Source organism: Clostridium grantii DSM 8605, from assembly GCF_900129965.1.
In the GTDB taxonomy this organism is placed as follows: Bacteria; Bacillota; Clostridia; order Clostridiales; family Clostridiaceae; genus Clostridium_AF; species Clostridium_AF grantii.
This window is the reverse complement of sequence record NZ_FQXM01000004.1, coordinates 1-17,455: the sequence shown is the minus strand read 5'-3', so window position 1 is coordinate 17,455 and position 17,455 is coordinate 1. Positions and strand designations below refer to the sequence as shown.

Genomic DNA, 17,455 nt, shown 5'->3' with positions numbered 1-17,455 from the left:
TATTTTATTTAAAAGAACTTACAAGTTTAATAATAATATATAATCGTGGACAGTGGTTAAGCCACTAAATAAGTTGAAGGAGATTAAAACATGAGCGATACAGTTTTAAAAACTTATAATTTATCAAAAAAATATAAAAATTCTTATGCTTGTAACAATGTAAGTATGAATATTAAAAAAGGCCAGATTTATGGTCTTATAGGGCAAAATGGAGCAGGAAAAACTACTTTGTTTAGAATGATTACTGGACTTGTTAGTAAAGACTCTGGAGAAATTCAGTTGTTTGGAGAAACAGACGCTAAAAAACTTGATTTGGGAAGAGGATTTATTGGAAGTTTAATTGAAACTCCAGCTTTTTATGGTGGAATGACTGCAAGAGAAAATTTAGAAGTGTCTAGATTGGTTAGAAATATTGCAGGTAAAGAATGTATTGAAGAAGTATTAGGACTAGTGGGTTTAAAGGATACAGGGAAAAAGAAAGTTAAAAACTTCTCTTTAGGTATGAAGCAACGTCTTGGTATTGCTAATGCTTTACTTGGAAATCCTAAATTCCTTATGTTAGATGAACCTATAAATGGGTTAGATCCTATGAGTATCGTTGAAATAAGAGAACTTTTAAAAAAAATAAATAAAGAAAAGCAAGTTACTATTCTTATATCCAGCCATATTTTGGGAGAACTTTCCGAGCTTGCAACTAACTACGGAATAATAAATGATGGAAAGTTAATAGAAGAATTCTCCTCAAAAGAATTAAAAGAAAAATGTAGACAATATATAGAGATAAACACTAATGATGCAAATAAAGCCGTAGTAATTCTGGAACAAGAACTTGAAATCTTCGATTACGAGGTATTGCCAGGTAACCTTATAAAAGTATACAGCCATTTAGATAAGGTTGGCAAAATAAACACTTTACTATCTTCAAAGAGCATAGAGGTAGATAAAATACTTTTAAAAGGTCAGAATTTGGAAGAATACTTTATAAAAGTAGTTGGGGGTGGAAGGCATGAGTAGATTATTAAAAGCTGAAATATTTAAACTATTTAAAAATAAAACTTTTATAGTGCTTTGTATAGTAGCTTTTGCACTAGGAATTTTTAATTTTGGAATGACAAATATAGTTTCATCTGAAGATTTTATTAGAAGTAGTTTAACCAATATGACAGAAGCTGAAAAAGACGAGGCTATAGAGCAGATAAAACTAGCTACTGAAGTTAAGTCTTCTGATGAAAAGGTAATAGTTCAACCAGGTCGTATTGGAAGTAGTTCACAATTCGAAAACCTTTTTAGCCCTAAAGGTAAAGAAATTTTTCATTCTGCATTTGGTCAAGGATTAATGGAAATACTACTTTCAATATTAATAGCAGCTTTAATAGCTAAAGAATATTCTTCGGGTACAATAAAGAATATGATAGCCTATGGAAAAAAAAGAGAAGATTATTATATAGCTAAATTCTTAGTAGCTTCCATTGGCGGAATGATATTAATGGGTATAATTGTGATTTTTACATGTCTTCCTAGTTTGTTGTTTTTTCCATGGGGGAAAGCTTTTGATATTAACGAAGTGATTTATATTATTTTGATATTTGCAGGGGCTTCGGTTTCAGTTATGGCTATGGTTTCACTTTTAATGTTGCTAGCATCTATTCTTAAAAGTAATGGCTCAACTATTGGTATTGGGATAAGTATATTTGTTCTGTTACCAACTATTGTATCATTTTTGTATGGAAAGTATACTTTATTTGATAAAGTATATGAAAGTACAGTATCTTATAATTATGCATTAGCTACTGCCATATATGCCTCAAATAATGATATAATAAAAGCGGTAACAATTTCCATTGCCACAATTATAATAAGTTTATTGATTGGAATAACTTTGTTTAAGAAACAGGATATAAAATAATACTAATATAAAGAATGAAGGTGATTTCATGTTAAAAATTGAAAATTTAAGTAAATCCTATAATAAAGGGAAAATTAAAGCAGTTGATAATGTAAATTTTCATGTGAAACCAGGAGAAATCTTTGGATTTTTAGGACCTAATGGAGCAGGAAAAACCACCACAATTAAAATGATTGTGGGATTACTTAAACCTGATGAAGGTAAAATTCTAATAAACAATATTGATAATCAAAAAGAGATTATCAAAGCAAAAAAACAGATAAGTTATGTGCCAGATAATCCAGAGGTATATGAGCGAATTAAAGGAATTGAATATCTAAATTTTATAGCTGATGTTTATGGCGTTGATGGGAATCAAAAGCTTGAAAGAATTAATAAATATTTAGAGATTTTTGGATTAAAAGAGGTAGTAAATGATCCTATAGGTAGCTATTCTCACGGAATGCAGCAAAAGATTGTTTTAATTGGGGCACTCATACATGAACCAGATGTATTTATACTAGATGAACCTATGGTTGGATTGGACCCTAAATCTTCTTTTCAATTAAAAGAGATTATGAGAGAGCATTGTAATGAAGGTAAAAGTGTTTTCTTTTCAACTCATGTATTAGAAGTGGCAGAAAAGATTTGTGATAGAATAGCTATAATAAACAAAGGTAAAATTATAGCTGTTGGTACTATGGATGAAATTAGGGATTTATATGGAAATGAGCAATCCTTAGAAAATATATTCTTGGAGTTGACGGAATCATGAAGGAATTAATGTCATTAACTAAAATTCATTTAAATTCAACTTTTGGATTTTCTGATATGAAATATAAAATGTTTAAACAAAAGAAAGATTTGTGGAAACCAATATTGTTTATCGTTCTTATTGGAAGTTTAATTCCTGCATATATGTTATATTTAGCTTTAATAGACACTATGTATTTAGGTCTTAAAATGATAAATCAAACTAATTCCATGATTACACTAGCTTTTAGTGCAACTTCCTTAATGATTTTAGTTTTTAGTATAATACAAGCTATGTCAGTTTATTATTTTTCAACAGATATAAATGTATTACTTCCTTTGCCTATAAAACCTAAGAATATAATATTATCTAAATTTATAGGAATGGTAATTACTCAATACCTATATGTGCTGCCTTTTATTATACCTATATTAGTTACTTTTGCTACAAATGAAGGAAAAGGGTTAGTTTTTATAGTATATTCTATAATTTTCTTAATTTTACTACCTATAGCTCCATTAAGTATTTCAACTATTTTAATAATGTTATTAATGAAAACAACAAATATTAAAGGTAAGAAAGATTTAATTAGAACAATATCTATGTTTGGTTTGTTAGCTATAATCTTAGTGGTGCAAATGTTTATATCAAAAGGTGCAAATAATATCCCCGTTGGAGAAGAACAACAGTATTTAGCCCAAATGTTTCAGGATAATATGAATTTGGTTAATATGGTAGGCAAAGCATTTCCATTAAGTATAATTGTTACAAAAGCTTTAGTAATAAAAAGTGTTTCAAGTATGATTTATTTCATAGTTGGGGTGCTAATCTCTTTAATATTTCTATGGGCAACTATTATTTTAGGTGAAAAAATATATTTAGCAGGAATTCTAGGGGGACAGGAGAGAACTAGTGGAGCTAAAAAATTATCTTCTAGTGACTTGAAAGATAAATTGAGAAAAAAATCTCATCCTAGTATAGCAGTTTTTATGTTAGATATGAAACTTATACTGAGAACTCCACCATATATACTTAACTGTGTAGCTATGGTAATTTTAATGCCAGTTATATTAATTGTAATGCCTATTCTTTCGGGTGATATGGCAGTTGAAGGGATTACTAAAGTTTATAAAGAATCTTATGGTATTATAAACCTTGTGGTAATTGGATTTTTTATATTTATAGCGGCAACTAACCCAACAGCCTCCACCACATTCTCAAGAGAAGGTAAAAACTTTTGGATTAGTAGATTGGCTCCAGTAAAACCTATGGATCAAATTAAAGGACGAATTTTAACTAGTTCAGTTCTTCAAGTAGTAGGAATTCTTTTTTCAATAATTGGAATGAGCTTTTTAATTTCATTAAGAGTAGATACGATTTTCATAAGTTTGTTTTTCGGAATATTAGGTAGCTTGCCAATTTTTTTAGTAGGATTACTTATCGACTTATTGCGACCAGTATTAAAGTGGGATAATCCTCAAAAGGCAGTGAAACAAAATATGAATGTACTTTTTTCTATGTTAATAGGGATTGCTTATATTGTGATTTTAGGTTTACTAGTGTTTTTTATGTGGAAGATATTTAATTCTTTCTTATTAATTTATAGTATTCTTACAGTGATTTTTACTGCTGTTACAATATTATTGCTGTTCATAATAAATAATATTTTTGCTGAAAAATTTGTTGATATTGAGTAATTTTAGAAATTCAGTGATTTTGTATTAGAAATTTATTTGTAAATGGGGTGAGTAAAATGCTTTGGTTTGTTTTAGTAGTAGTATTATTAATAATAGGTATTATTGTTTTGCTCACCTATATTAGGTTGTTGAAGAAGGATATTAAATATATAACCAGCCAAATAAAAAGTAGTAAGGGAGACTTTACTAGTATTAAAGTTAGCTCTTTGGATAAGACCTTGGATGATTTAGCTTTACAAATTAATAAGTCATATGATTTGTGTAATATAAAGAATATAAAAATTATAAATGATGAGAAGGAATTAAGAGGTAGAATAGCAAATATATCACATGATTTAAGAACTCCATTAACCTCTATAATGGGCTACTTAGAACTTTTAAGAGAAGAAGATTTATCAGGTGAAGAAAAGAAAGAATATTTCGATATTATAACTAAAAGAACTAAAGTTCTACAAAATTTAATAAATAGTTTTTATGATTTATCTAGGATTCAATCAAATGAAAATAAATTAAATTTAAAGTCTTTGAATTTAACAACCTTACTTTCGGAAAACTTAGTTTCTTTTTTTAATGAATTTAAGGAAAAGGGAATAGAGCCTAATATTTATATTGAGGAAGATTTGCCTAATATAATAAGTGATGAAAGTTCAGTTTCGAGAATATTTTCAAATCTACTAAATAATATAATAAAGCATGGTGAACAAGAAGTTTATATAGAGCTTAAAAAGGATGGAAATACTATTATTTCTCAATTTACTAATGCTACTTCAAATTTAAATGAGGAAGATATTGAACTGATATTTAATAGCTTTTATACTAAAAATCCTACGAGAAATGATGAAAACACAGGACTTGGATTATATATTGTAAAAACATTAGTTGAAAAGCTGGGAAACAAAGTAGAGGCGAATTTGAAAGATGGGAAGCTAAGTATAATAATTTATTGGTGCATTTAAAAGTTTAGTTATGATTTGCTAATTATTTTTTAGATTGATAGATAGTTATTGATACAATAATTGAATATGGGTATAATTAGTATATAAGAAATTAAAAAACAAGTCATTATGTAGTATAATTTGGACTTGTTTTTTATTTGCTAAATTAATTTATAGAGTAGGTGATTAGTAAATGGAAAAAGTTTTAGATAGAGAGGAAATAATAGAAAGATTAGAATCTAAAGAGGTAATGGATTTTGCAAATAAATACAATATAACTACCATGATTATCTTCGGAAGTATAATAAGCAATGAATTTAATGTAGAGTCAGATGTTGATATAGCCATATTATCCCATGATGAAATTGAACTGGATAATATTTTAGATATAGAATTATTCTTGCAGAATCTTTTGAATAGAGAGATAGATGTTTTAGATTTGAGAAGTGAAGGGCTAGATTTATTTCTAAAGATAAACATTTTGAATAAAGGGAAGGTTCTTTATACTAAAGATAATAGAGAATCTTTAGATGTATTATATAATGAAACTGATAAGACATATAAAGAAAATGAGAACTTTATACATTTTAGAAAGGTGGATGTTCTATCATGAATCAAGAAAGACTTATGAAAATAATTGAAGATATGCAAGAATGTATCGAGGATATAAATGAGTGCGTTGAAATATTAGAGAATAGAAAAGATGATAAGTTAATTATTAAATTATCAAAATCAAGTTTAAGACAATTATTTGGTAGCTTTCATACTATATTAGAGGATTTTTGTTCTATATTGCTTAAAGAGATAAAGAAGTATAGGATAGGAATAACGCTACATGATAGCTTAGATATACTAAAAGAAAGCGGAATTATAGAAGAAGAAACATATATTTTTCTTGAAAAATCGAGACTTATTAGAAATAGGATTTCTCATAGATATAAGGAACCTAAACATGAAGAACTTATAGCACACATTTTAAAGTATAATAGTAACTTGGAGATATAGTTAAAATAGCTAAGGCATATATTATTTAAATATTCAGTACTTAAGGACGGATTATGGAAAATAAAATTAGAAATTCGATTTTAATAATCAACTATTTTTTTCTTACAATAATTATGATAGCTACGGCCATATCAAATATTAATAAATCAACCATTATAATCTTTTTATATCTAATTATTTTATCTTTATATACAGTTAAAACTTATTTTGCTTATAACGATAAAAGAGCTAGTTTTAGTTTTTGTGTTATATTAACTTATGTATTAGAAATACTAATAACTTTCTATTTACAATATTATGACGTATATTTTTTATCATTTATAGTGCTATGTTTAATAGTTGAAGATGTAGCTTTAAATTTAAATAAGAAAGCATCTTTATTGGTAACCTTTAATGTATATATTATATCTTGTATTATTTTATATATAAAGCTAAATGAGAACATGCCTTTTCTAGTAATAACAATGCTTCTACTATGTTTACTTTATACAATCATCTATATTATATTCTTTCTAATAAAATATCTATTCAAACAAAATGAAATAATAGATAGAGCTTTAAAAGATATAACTATTAAGAATTTAGAAAAAGAGAATATGTATAAAAACTTAAAAGAAGCTTATAGTAAAGTTGAAGTTGTAACTGCACTTAAAGAAAGAAATAAAATAGCAGCGGAAATTCATGATACTGTGGGACATACTTTGACCACAGTGCTTGTTGAATTAGAAGCATCTAAAAGATTAATGAATAAAAATATGGATAAAGCTATAGAAAAATTAAATTTAGCTCAAGGTCAGGTTAGAAAAGGATTAAACGAAATAAGAAGTTCTGTGAGAGTTATTGAAAAAGGAGAAGATGCTTTAGATTTCTTTGAATCTTTAGAAGCTTTTATTGAAAGTACAGAAAAAAATTCGGACATTATTATCAAAACTCAAATAGATAATAGTATGCAAATTTATAAAAAAGCTGAGACCGTAATTTTTTCTTCTCTTATGGAGGGATTATCTAATGGAATCCGCCATGGGAATAGTACTGCTTTTTTATTTAAATTATATAGGGAAGAGACCCAAATTTGTTTTTCCCTTGAGGATAATGGAACGGGTTCTCCTGTGATTTCTCCAGGTTTTGGGCTAAGAGCAATGAAAAACAGAGTAATAGAGATAAATGGTGAGTTTCAAGTGGATTCCAAAGAGGGAGAAGGCTTTGGGATCTATATCACTTTACCGCAATAGCCCAAAGGGCTACCATATGGCAAAAGCCATACCATGGCAGATTGTCTGCCACCATAGGCTACCGGCCTATAATATGGCGAAGCCATAAAAGGGGGTTTTTTTATGGATAACATTAAAGTATTAATAGTGGATGATCAAACTTTAATGAGAGATGGACTTAAAACTATTATTGATTTAGAAGATAACATGCAGGTTATTGGCACAGCAAAAAATGGACAAGATGCTATAGAATTTTGTAAGAATAATAAACCCTTAAAAGGGGTTATTTCCTTTTATTGTGATGTTAATTAAATAAATTATTATAAATAACAATATTTTTGTGTTAAAATGATAAGAGCACATTGGTATATATATTAAATTTATCATTAAACAAATTTTAGTGTGGATTTTATGATAAAAATTACTTAAGCATACTTAGGAGAACAATATGAAAAATACACCAACAAAGGAAAATACCTTTGATATAAAAACTTTGGTATCCAAGAAATTAATAAAAACCTTATTCCAACCAATTATTTCCGTTTCAAGCAATTCAGTAATGGGTTTTGAAGCGTTAGCGAGAGGGCTTCATGAAGTAACTGGGGAAGAGATACCACCTCTTTTACTTTTTGATGAAGCTAAAAAAGAAAACCTTTCATTAGAATTGGATAGAGTCTGCAGGGAAATAGCTTTAAAGACGTTTTCATATCACTATGAAAAAAACAAAGACTTATTGCTTTTTATTAACTTGGATACATCTATTTTAGAAGAAGTAGTAGGTTCAAACTATTTGTACGAGAGTGTGAGAAAAAATAATATAGACCCATCCAATATAGTTATAGAAATTAATGAATCTCAATGTGATGATTTAAATATCCTTGAGAAGTTTATAAAAAAATATCGGGAGTATGGATTTTTAATAGCTCTTGATGACATTGGGTCAGGATTTTCAAATTTAAATAGATTATCTGTTACTTCGCCGGATATTATTAAAATTGATATGTCCTTAATTCGTAATATTCATATGAACTATTATAATCAAGAGGTGGTAAAATCACTTATAAATCTTTCTAATAAAATAGGCGCTATTGTTATTATAGAAGGTGTAGAAAGTGAAGCTGAGGCATTAAAAACTTTGCAAATAGGTGGAAATATAATTCAAGGGTTTTATTTTTCAAGACCAGATTTAATCAACCCACTGGTTGAAATAAGCATAAAAGAAAAAGTGAAGAAATTAAGAACTTCTTTTAGAAAATATAATATGAAGCACTTAAATAATATTCATACCAGAAATAAAGAATATCTAATTATTTTTGATGATATTAGTGAAAAACTAGTAAAAATCTCAGAAGATTATTTTGAAAATGAACTAGTTTCTATTGTTAATAAATCGCAATGCATTCAATGCAGTTATATTATTGATAAAAACGGCATTCAAATAAGCAAAACCATAGGTATAAATGATAAAATGAAGAATCTTAAACATCCTATATTTAATCCCGCTAAAAAAGGAGCAGATAATTCTACAAAACATTATTATTATAGTACTATAGATAATAATGGGGTTTATCAATCTGAACCTTACCTTTCTATCGCAACTGGAAAACTTTGTACTACATTTTCAAAAATCTTAACTGCTGAGAATGAAATAGACTATATTTTATGTGTGGATTTTAATGTTGAAGAAAATAATAATCATTGATATAATTAAATGTAATTAATATAAAACAAAAGGTGAGAAGATTATGTTTGATTTAGAGAATTGTTTAGCTTTTATTACCAATAAAACAACAAAAAATTTAAATGAAGTTTTTAACGATAAATTAGTAGCTAAAGGAAGTACTCGTGTACAGTGGACTGCCTTGTTTTACCTAGGAAAGTATGAAGGTATAAGTCAAATTGAGTTATGTCAATTAATGGAAATAAAACCTTCCACTATGGCAAGGTTAATTGATAGATTAGAAGCTAATGGATTTGTTGAACGTGAAAAAAATAGTAAGGATAGAAGAACCATTAAACTTGAACTAACAGAAGAAGGCAAGAAAATGAGGGAAAAACTTCTACCAGAAGGCATTGCTTTCAGTGAAACTATCACCAAAAATATTACAGAAGAAGAATTAAAAGTATTTTTAAAAGTTTTAGAAACTATGGGACAAAATGTATCAGAAAATTTATAAAATATAATTTTGAAGTTAAAGGAAAGTCATTTAAAAAGACTTTCCTTTTTTGTATAAAAAAATAAAAATTTCACAAACATATTGATTATATAAGGAAAGGTTGCTATAATAATAATTAGCATAGCAATAAAAAATTAATGAATATATTTTAAGGAGGTATTTTTATGTCATACGAACCAAGAAAAATGTTAAATGATTTTATGGGTGGGCTTGAAGGATTAGGACAAACAAATCCAGATCACGTTGGAGCATTTATGAATTTATTAGGAACTACATATACTGAAGGGGCTTTAGATGTAAAAACTAAAGAACTTATGAGTGTAGCAATTGGGGCTTATAATAGATGCGAATATTGTATTGTTTTCCATGTGTATAAATCTCTTGAAGCAGGTGCTACTAGAGAAGAAATATTAGAAGCAGCAATGGTTGCAGTTGCTTTTGGTGGAGGACCATCAATGGCATATAGTGTTACCTTACTTAAAGAATCTATTGACGAATTTGAAAAGGATTTTAAATAAGACAAACTAAGGGGCAGATTATATCTGCTCCAATTTTCTATTTGTGGGAGGATACAATATGAATATAGATTTAAAATTAACTACTACCATATCAGGAGCAAAAGAAGGAATCATAGGAAAAATTAATAAAATTATAGGAGACCAAGTTTCAATAGGAGAAGTAATAATGACCATAGAAGCAAGCAAGGGAAGTACAGATCTAAAAGCAACTTCAAAGGGAACTATTACTTCTTTAGTAGTGGAAGAAGGAGATTCTATTAAAGTAGGGCAACTGTTGGGTACTATGGATGGAGAAAAGGATCAAGCTAAAAAATCACCCAATAGTTATTTTTCAGGAATCCTAAAAGCAGAAAAAGAAGAATTGGATACAGAAATCACTATTATTGGAGCGGGCCCTGGTGGATACGTAGCAGCTATTCAAGCTGCAAAAATGGGTGCAAAAGTTATTCTTATAGAAAATGAAAAATTAGGTGGTACATGTCTCAATTGGGGATGTATACCCACAAAGGCATTGGTTCGCTCAGCAGAAGTTTATAAAAATTGTAAAGAAGCAGAATCTTTTGGCGTTATTACTAATAATGTTGAAGTAGATATAAAAAAAATGATTTCCCGTAAAAACAGTGTGGTAGAAGAACTAGTTCAAGGAATAGAATATTTATTAAATAAACATAATGTGAAAATAATCAAGGGAAAAGCCGAAATTACTGATAAAACTACGGTGCTAGTAAAATCAAAAAGATTAGAATCAACGATAAAAACAAAAGATATTATTATTGCCACAGGTTCAGAAACTTCTATATTAAATATTCAGGGATGTGAGTCTAAAAATATTTTAACAAGCAAAGAAGTTTTAGATATAAAAGAATTACCAAAAAGAATGGTTATTATTGGTGGTGGCATCATAGGAATGGAATTTGCATTTATTTTTGCTAGTTTAGGGGTTGAGGTAACTGTTATTGAATACTTCGAATCGATACTCACTTGTTTAGATAAGGATTTGTGTGAAGTGATTACTAATAGTGCTAAAAAAGCAGGAATAAAATTGTTTACTGGATGCAAAGTAGAAAAAATATTAGACAGCGAAGATGGTCAAAGTATAGTGTGTTTTTCAAAAGAAGGAAGTGATTCTTGTATGGCCACAGATAAAGTATTGATGTCAGTTGGAAGAAAACCATACTTTGAAGGAGTAGGCATAGAAAAAATTGGGGTAGAGATTAGTGATAAAACAAAGGGAATTAAGGTTAATGAAAAGATGGAAACTTCTGTAGAAAATGTTTATGCCATCGGAGATGTAACTAATATTATTCAACTAGCTCATGTAGCTTCACATCAAGGGATTACAGCTGTGAAAAATATTTTAGGAGAAGAAGAAAAAATAAGCTACGATACTGTACCAAGTGCTATATTTACCTCACCTGAAATAGCTATGGTAGGGGTAACAGAAAAACAAGCAGCTAAAGATAATATGGATATTAAAATCGGTATGTTCCCTTTTGCTGCTAATGGAAAAGCACTTACTCTAGGGGAAAAAACGGGTTTTGTAAAACTAATAATGGATAACAGCACAGATAAATTAATTGGTGGGGCAATAATAGGTCCACATGCTACTGACTTAATTAGTGAAATAACTTTAGCTATACAAAATAATCTGACTGCTGAAGCTATAATTTCAACAATTCATGCTCACCCAACTACAGCAGAAGCATTACATGAAGCAGCACTTCAATTAAAAACAGGAGCAATACATTTTGCTTAATAAAGCGGTAAATTTGTAGGGGCTGGTTTCCATGCCAGCCCTATTCAACTTAGTATGAATTTCACAAATAATATATTATCTATTCTCAAAATAAATCGTCTAAAGAAGTATACTCAATTTTATCTAATTCTAGGTCTTTAAGACTGCTAATTATATGATTTCTTGCTACTGACTTTAATTGAATCAAATCTTTTTTGCTCAGTAGGTCTACTATTACCTCATGATCATTTATATGGCTTACGTCATTTAAATTTACATTTAAAATTGTGTCGTAAATCTGCAGGTATATATTAAGTCTATCTATAATACTCTCGGTAAATTCAACAAGAAACTTATTTCCTGTTTTCTTAGAAATTGATACATGAAATTTCTTGTTCAAGCTAAGATAAGAGTCTATATCCCCATTGTTTATAGCATCATATTCTTCTTTTATTATTGAGTGTAGTTCGTTGATATCTTCTTCATCAATTTTATGAATACATAGTTTTAAGGAGATTATTTCAAATTCCTCACGAAGTTCATAAGCTTTAATAATATCTTCACTGGAAGGTTGAATTACAAAAGCACCTTTATTTGCGATAATGTCCACTAGATTATCTTCAGAAAGTTTTTTTAAAGCATTACGGACAGGGGTCCTACTAGCTTCAAATTTTTTGCAAATAGTAGCTTCTATTAATTGAGTTCCCGTAGCTAGTTTATTTTGAAGAATAGCGCTTTTTAAAGTCTCATAAATAGTATGTTCTATAGGTACAGTTATTTTGTTAGCCATAATATAAGCTCCTTTAGTAGGGTTTTACATTATTATACCATAAACCTGAATCCTTGTATTTCTTCTATACTGTGAGAAGTTATATAGGCCATATTATCAATCTGATTTACATATTTTTTAAGTTTTAAATAACCTTTTTTCATTAAAATAATTCGAATAACATCTCTTTTTTCATTAGAATTAGCATCAAAAGCTTGATAAATAGTAGCGCTTTGATTAAACTCTTTATGAATAAAGTTCATAATTTTTTTGCTTTTATTACTTATAATAATAATTTCTTGAGTGGAATTAATGTTTAGAATAATATAATCAATAAGTAATCCGTTTAGTAATAGTCCTAAAAAGCCGTAAATACCTACTTTAAAGCCAAAAACAAAAACAGAGGATAAAACTATTAATAGATCAGAAATTAATACAGCTTTTCCAATACTCAATCGAAAGAATTTATTTAAAATTTTAGCTATAATATCTGTGCCTCCTGTAGATGCATTTTCATAAAATACTAATGCTAGGCCAAGAGAAGCCATAATAGAAGCAAGTATAAGTTGAGCTAATAAGTCATCTGATAAACTCTTATGTATAGGGAAAAACTTTTGGAGAACCCAAACCATGCTTGACAAGGATAAACTACATATTATAGTTTTTACTCCAAATTCTCCTCCTAAGAAAACAAAAGCAATTATAAATAATATAATATTTAATATTAACATAATGAATCCTACAGAAATATTGGTAAAGAAATGATTTATAACTATGGCTAGTCCTCCTATTCCACCTGATACAATATTATTTGGTATCATTATATAGGTAATTTCAAGTGCAACTAATAGTAATCCAATAAAAATAATAAAATATTCCTTAAATAACTTTTTCATAATGCTCTCCTCATGAATTAATGTACAAGATTGTAGTACAATATTGATTTATTTAATTATAGCTTCTTTCTTTTCTCTTGTAAAGTAAATGCTGAGGTATATAGTGCAAAAATTAAAAAATGCTTTATAATATAAATATTAAGATTTAAAATAATTTAAATAAAGGGTGATATAATGGAAAAACGTACTTTAGGCAAAACTGGGGAACAATTATCAATTGTTGGATTTGGGGGTATTGTAACTTCTCTAGAAAATCAAAAGGATGCAAACAGTTATGTGGCTGAGGCAATAGATGCAGGAATAAATTATTTTGATGTAGCTCCTACATACAATGATGCAGAAGATAGATTAGGCCCTGCATTAAAAGGAAAAAGAAATAATATATTTTTAGCATGCAAAACTGTGGATAGAACAAAAAAAGGAGCGGAAGAATTATTACACCAATCTTTGAAAAAATTAAATACCAATCATTTTGATTTGTATCAACTTCATGCTATGACAACCTTGGAGGATGTAGAACAAGTTTTTGCAGCAGATGGGGCAATGGAAACCTTTTTAAAGGCTAAGCGTGATGGAATTATAAAGCATATTGGTTTTTCGGCACACACGGAAGAAGCAGCAATGGCTTTATTAGATAGATTCGATTTTGATTCAATTCTATTTCCTATAAACTGGGTTAATATTTTGAATGGTGGTTTTGGAGCGAAAGTTATAAAAAAAGCTGAAGAAAAAGGAATGGGTATATTAGCTTTAAAAGCTATGGCTAAAACAAGCTTATCAAAAGATATAGTAAATAAATATCCAAAGGGGTGGTATGAAGCTATTGATGATAAAGAATTAGCCATGTTAGCTTATAGATATACTCTTTCTAAATCAATCACAGCAGCAATTCCTCCCGGAGATATAGAACATTTAAGATGGGCAATAGAAGCTACTAATAAATTCAAACCTATTACCTTTGAAGAAATAGATAAACTTGAGAAAATGGCAAAAAAAATCCATCCTTTATTTCCATTGAAAGATTTATAGAAATGAGCAGAAGTTATAATATAATATTGAAATTTATGGTATAATAGGTTGGGAATATTACCATTTATAAAAGGAGAGGTAAAATGAAATATAATATAGTACATGGATGTATCAGAGTTATGGATTTGGAAAAATCTTTAGATTTCTATATGAATGCTTTAAGTTTAAAAGAAGTAAGTAGAAAGGATTTTCCAGAGCATAAATTCACTTTAGTTTATTTGAGCGATGAAGCAGGAAATTTTGAAATCGAAATTACTTATAATTATAATCCAGAAAAGCCTTATGAAATAGGAAATGGATTTAGTCATTTTGCATTAACTGTAGAGAATCTAGAAGAATCTCATGAAACACATAAAAATATGGGATATGAGGTTACTGATTTGAAAGGGCTTCCAGGATCAGCACCACAATATTATTTTGTTACAGATCCAGATGGTTACAAAGTAGAAATTATAAGAGCTTAATTTATAAAAAAAGATTAAAAGAAAGAAGGAAAGAAGATGAAAGAAGAAAAATTAAAAGAAGTAGCAATAATAGAAAGTGATAATTTAGTTATATCTATTACAGATGATGTTTTAGGTGGAGGAGATATGGAGTTAGGTAAAACTTTAATGAAGTCATATATATATGCATTGACAGAAGTGGACCCTAAACCTAATACAATTATATTTATAAATAAGGGAGTATTTCTTGCTACTGAAAATTCTCCGGTTTTAGAAAGTTTAAAAACTTTAGAAGACCAAGGAGTAGAAATTTTATCTTGTGGTACTTGTTTGAACTTTTATGAATTAAAGGAAAAATTGATGGCAGGAACTGTTAGTAATATGTATACTATTGTAGAAAAATTAAATAAAGCTAGGAATTCTATAAAGATATAAAAAGATGAAGGTGAAAAAATGGATAGCGAAATATTTTATGTGATTTCTTTTGATTCAACCAATCATGCTATGCAAACTGAAAAAAATATAATGAAACATTTTGAAATTGCTATAATACCAACACCAAGAGAAATTACTCGAAGTTGCGGATTGTCCATCAAAATATTTTCTTTGGATATTGAAAAGATAATTGACTATGTAAAAAAACTAACATTTACTTATGGTCTTTATAGTGTTAGTAACAAAAAAATAGATGGAAAAAGAAAAATAAAATCCATATTAGTTAATGAATGAAAAAATAAAGGAGAAAAAAATGCTTTATTTAGACAATGCAGCTACTTCCTTTCCAAAACCCGAACAAGTTTATCAAGCAGTAGACAAATGTATGAGGAATTATTGTGGTAATCCAGGAAGAGCAGGTCATAAGATGGCTTTGCAATCGGCAAGAGAGATTTATCAAACAAGGGAATTAATTTCTAAACTATTTAATATTAAAGATCCTATGAGAATAATATTTACTAGTAATGCAACTGAAGCTTTGAATTTAGCTTTTAAAGGATTGCTAAAGCCACAAGACCATGTAATAACTTCCAGCATGGAACATAATTCTGTAATAAGACCATTAAATCATTTAAAAGAAATAGGGGTTGATACTACAATTATCAAATGTGATAATGAAGGAAGATTGAATTTAAGAGCTTTAGAAGAAACAATCTGTCCTAATACTAAACTAATATGTATAACTCATGCGTCTAATGTAACGGGCACACTTTTACCTATAGATGAAGTGGGCAAAATATGTAAGAAGCATAATATAATGTTTATGGTAGATGCATCACAAACTGCGGGTTCTTATGAAATTGATGTAGTAAAGTTGGGAATTGACTTGCTTGCTACAGCTGGCCATAAAGGATTAATGGGTCCCCAAGGAACTGGAGTTTTATATATTAAAGAAGGCATTGATTTAAAACCTCTTAAAGAAGGTGGCACAGGTAGTAAGTCAGAATTATTAACTCAACCATTTATAATGCCTGACTATTATGAAAGTGGAACTTTAAATACTCCTGGTATTGTAGGTTTGGGAGCAGGTATTAAATTTATACTTGATACAAGTATAGATAAAATAAAAAAACATGAACAAAAATTGACTAAGCTAATGTTAGAAGAACTAAAAAAAATAGAAAATGTAATAATTTATGGGGTAGTTGATTCAAATCAGCAAGCAGCAGTTATTTCATTTAATATTAAGGGTCTTGATTCTTCAGAAACTAATTATATTCTTGATAATGAATATGATATTTATACTCGATCAGGATTACATTGTGCTGTATTAGCTCATGAAACAATAGGTACAGTAGAAATAGGTGTTGTTAGGGTTAGTTTTGGTTATTTTAATGATGAAAATGATGTTATTACAATTATAGAGGCTATTAAAGAAATAGATAGGGCACAGTTATAGGTATTTTATATAACAGGCATAATAATAAAAATCAGGTTTTTTTATTCAACCTGGTTTTTATTAAGGAAAAATTTATAAAAATTGCAAAAACAGAGTATAAACTCTTTAAAATATAAATGTTATTATTGCAATATTTGCAAAGTTATAAGATAATATAATTACTCAGGTTTTTAAATTAATAAATTTAGGGAGTATTATAGACTCTCGGAATAAATTGAAAATAACATTAAAAAAAGTAATAAATTAACTGGGAATTCTATTTGTGTTCTAAAAGTAGCTTAATTTAGTATTCAATTTGTAAAAAAGGGCATGGCAAATAAACCTACGAGGTTGAATTTTTTTTAAATTCTTTAAAACCATAGATTAGTTAAAAATAATTTTTTTAAGATCTAAAGAATCATTATTATGGCTCTGCCAAGCATCAATGTGCTGGCACATCATGATTGCATAAGTACGGATATACCACATTTTAGTAGAACGATGGCGACCATCTTCTAAGTGATAATC

20 protein-coding genes are annotated in these 17,455 nt (G+C 28.4%); 18 read left to right on the top strand and 2 right to left on the bottom strand.

The genetic code is table 11. The annotated features are described in order from the left end of the window. Positions 1–90: 90 nt before the first annotated feature. From BUB83_RS03635 to lpdA, 13 genes are all read left to right on the top strand, one after another. A complete protein-coding gene (locus BUB83_RS03635; protein ID WP_073337097.1) occupies positions 91–1,014 on the top strand; it encodes an ATP-binding cassette domain-containing protein in 924 nt (307 codons plus the stop codon). Next, positions 1,007–1,906: an ABC transporter permease subunit gene (locus BUB83_RS03630; RefSeq protein ID WP_073337096.1), complete on the top strand. Its 900-nt coding sequence runs from the start codon at positions 1,007–1,009 to the stop codon at positions 1,904–1,906. The genes BUB83_RS03635 and BUB83_RS03630 overlap by 8 nt, the downstream gene beginning before the upstream one ends. A gap of 28 nt (positions 1,907–1,934) precedes the next feature. After that, positions 1,935–2,660 carry an ABC transporter ATP-binding protein gene (locus tag BUB83_RS03625; RefSeq protein ID WP_073337095.1) on the top strand — a complete coding sequence of 242 codons (726 nt, stop codon included), beginning with the start codon at positions 1,935–1,937 and terminating at the stop codon, positions 2,658–2,660. Beyond that, a complete protein-coding gene (locus BUB83_RS03620; protein WP_073337094.1) occupies positions 2,657–4,336 on the top strand; it encodes a putative ABC transporter permease subunit in 1,680 nt (559 codons plus the stop codon). Before BUB83_RS03625 ends, BUB83_RS03620 begins: the two co-directional genes overlap by 4 nt. Positions 4,337–4,392: 56 nt before the next feature. Beyond that, positions 4,393–5,292, top strand: a complete 900-nt coding sequence (locus tag BUB83_RS03615; protein WP_073337093.1) for a sensor histidine kinase — start codon at positions 4,393–4,395, stop codon at positions 5,290–5,292. A 172-nt stretch (positions 5,293–5,464) separates the two neighbouring features. Then, entirely contained in the window at positions 5,465–5,884 is a 420-nt protein-coding gene (mntA, locus tag BUB83_RS03610) for a type VII toxin-antitoxin system MntA family adenylyltransferase antitoxin (RefSeq protein ID WP_073337092.1), read from the top strand. Further along, positions 5,881–6,276: a HepT-like ribonuclease domain-containing protein gene (locus BUB83_RS03605; RefSeq protein WP_073337091.1), complete on the top strand. Its 396-nt coding sequence runs from the start codon at positions 5,881–5,883 to the stop codon at positions 6,274–6,276. Before mntA ends, BUB83_RS03605 begins: the two co-directional genes overlap by 4 nt. 53 nt (positions 6,277–6,329) lie before the next feature. Then, the gene (locus BUB83_RS03600) at positions 6,330–7,508 is read left to right on the top strand and encodes a sensor histidine kinase (protein WP_242950624.1); all 1,179 of its coding nucleotides are present in this window, start codon (positions 6,330–6,332) and stop codon (positions 7,506–7,508) included. A 102-nt stretch (positions 7,509–7,610) separates the two neighbouring features. Further along, complete coding sequence (locus BUB83_RS03595; protein WP_084133387.1) at positions 7,611–7,799, top strand: response regulator; 189 nt, start codon at positions 7,611–7,613, stop codon at positions 7,797–7,799. 136 nt (positions 7,800–7,935) lie between these two features. After that, positions 7,936–9,189, top strand: a complete 1,254-nt coding sequence (locus tag BUB83_RS03590; RefSeq protein ID WP_073337090.1) for an EAL domain-containing protein — start codon at positions 7,936–7,938, stop codon at positions 9,187–9,189. Between the two features lie 43 nt (positions 9,190–9,232). Further along, positions 9,233–9,664, top strand: coding sequence for a MarR family winged helix-turn-helix transcriptional regulator (locus BUB83_RS03585; protein WP_073337089.1), 432 nt, complete (start codon positions 9,233–9,235; stop codon positions 9,662–9,664). Positions 9,665–9,828: 164 nt separating this feature from the next. After that, positions 9,829–10,182, top strand: coding sequence for a carboxymuconolactone decarboxylase family protein (locus tag BUB83_RS03580; RefSeq protein ID WP_073337088.1), 354 nt, complete (start codon positions 9,829–9,831; stop codon positions 10,180–10,182). A gap of 58 nt (positions 10,183–10,240) precedes the next feature. Beyond that, positions 10,241–11,938, top strand: coding sequence for a dihydrolipoyl dehydrogenase (gene lpdA / locus BUB83_RS03575; protein WP_073337087.1), 1,698 nt, complete (start codon positions 10,241–10,243; stop codon positions 11,936–11,938). An 85-nt stretch (positions 11,939–12,023) separates the two neighbouring features. Here the strand turns inward: lpdA and BUB83_RS03570 are convergent, their stop codons facing one another. Both BUB83_RS03570 and BUB83_RS03565 read right to left on the bottom strand, forming a co-directional pair. Then, positions 12,024–12,707 (bottom strand): GntR family transcriptional regulator, encoded by a 684-nt coding sequence (locus tag BUB83_RS03570; RefSeq protein ID WP_073337086.1) that lies wholly within the window; start codon positions 12,705–12,707, stop codon positions 12,024–12,026. A gap of 32 nt (positions 12,708–12,739) precedes the next feature. Continuing rightward, positions 12,740–13,582 (bottom strand): YitT family protein, encoded by an 843-nt coding sequence (locus tag BUB83_RS03565; protein ID WP_073337085.1) that lies wholly within the window; start codon positions 13,580–13,582, stop codon positions 12,740–12,742. Between the two features lie 174 nt (positions 13,583–13,756). Here BUB83_RS03565 and BUB83_RS03560 point away from each other — a divergent pair, with 174 nt between their 5' ends. From BUB83_RS03560 to BUB83_RS03540, 5 genes are all read left to right on the top strand, one after another. Continuing rightward, on the top strand, positions 13,757–14,611 hold the full coding sequence (locus tag BUB83_RS03560; RefSeq protein ID WP_073337084.1) for an aldo/keto reductase: 855 nt from the start codon (positions 13,757–13,759) through the stop codon (positions 14,609–14,611). A gap of 83 nt (positions 14,612–14,694) precedes the next feature. Then, positions 14,695–15,075: a lactoylglutathione lyase gene (gene gloA, locus BUB83_RS03555; protein ID WP_073337083.1), complete on the top strand. Its 381-nt coding sequence runs from the start codon at positions 14,695–14,697 to the stop codon at positions 15,073–15,075. A gap of 36 nt (positions 15,076–15,111) precedes the next feature. After that, positions 15,112–15,489, top strand: a complete 378-nt coding sequence (gene yedF, locus BUB83_RS03550) for a sulfurtransferase-like selenium metabolism protein YedF (protein ID WP_073337082.1) — start codon at positions 15,112–15,114, stop codon at positions 15,487–15,489. A gap of 18 nt (positions 15,490–15,507) precedes the next feature. Further along, positions 15,508–15,783 carry a putative Se/S carrier protein gene (locus tag BUB83_RS03545; RefSeq protein ID WP_073337081.1) on the top strand — a complete coding sequence of 92 codons (276 nt, stop codon included), beginning with the start codon at positions 15,508–15,510 and terminating at the stop codon, positions 15,781–15,783. 19 nt (positions 15,784–15,802) lie between these two features. Further along, positions 15,803–16,948 carry an aminotransferase class V-fold PLP-dependent enzyme gene (locus BUB83_RS03540; RefSeq protein WP_073337080.1) on the top strand — a complete coding sequence of 382 codons (1,146 nt, stop codon included), beginning with the start codon at positions 15,803–15,805 and terminating at the stop codon, positions 16,946–16,948. Positions 16,949–17,455: the final 507 nt, after the last annotated feature.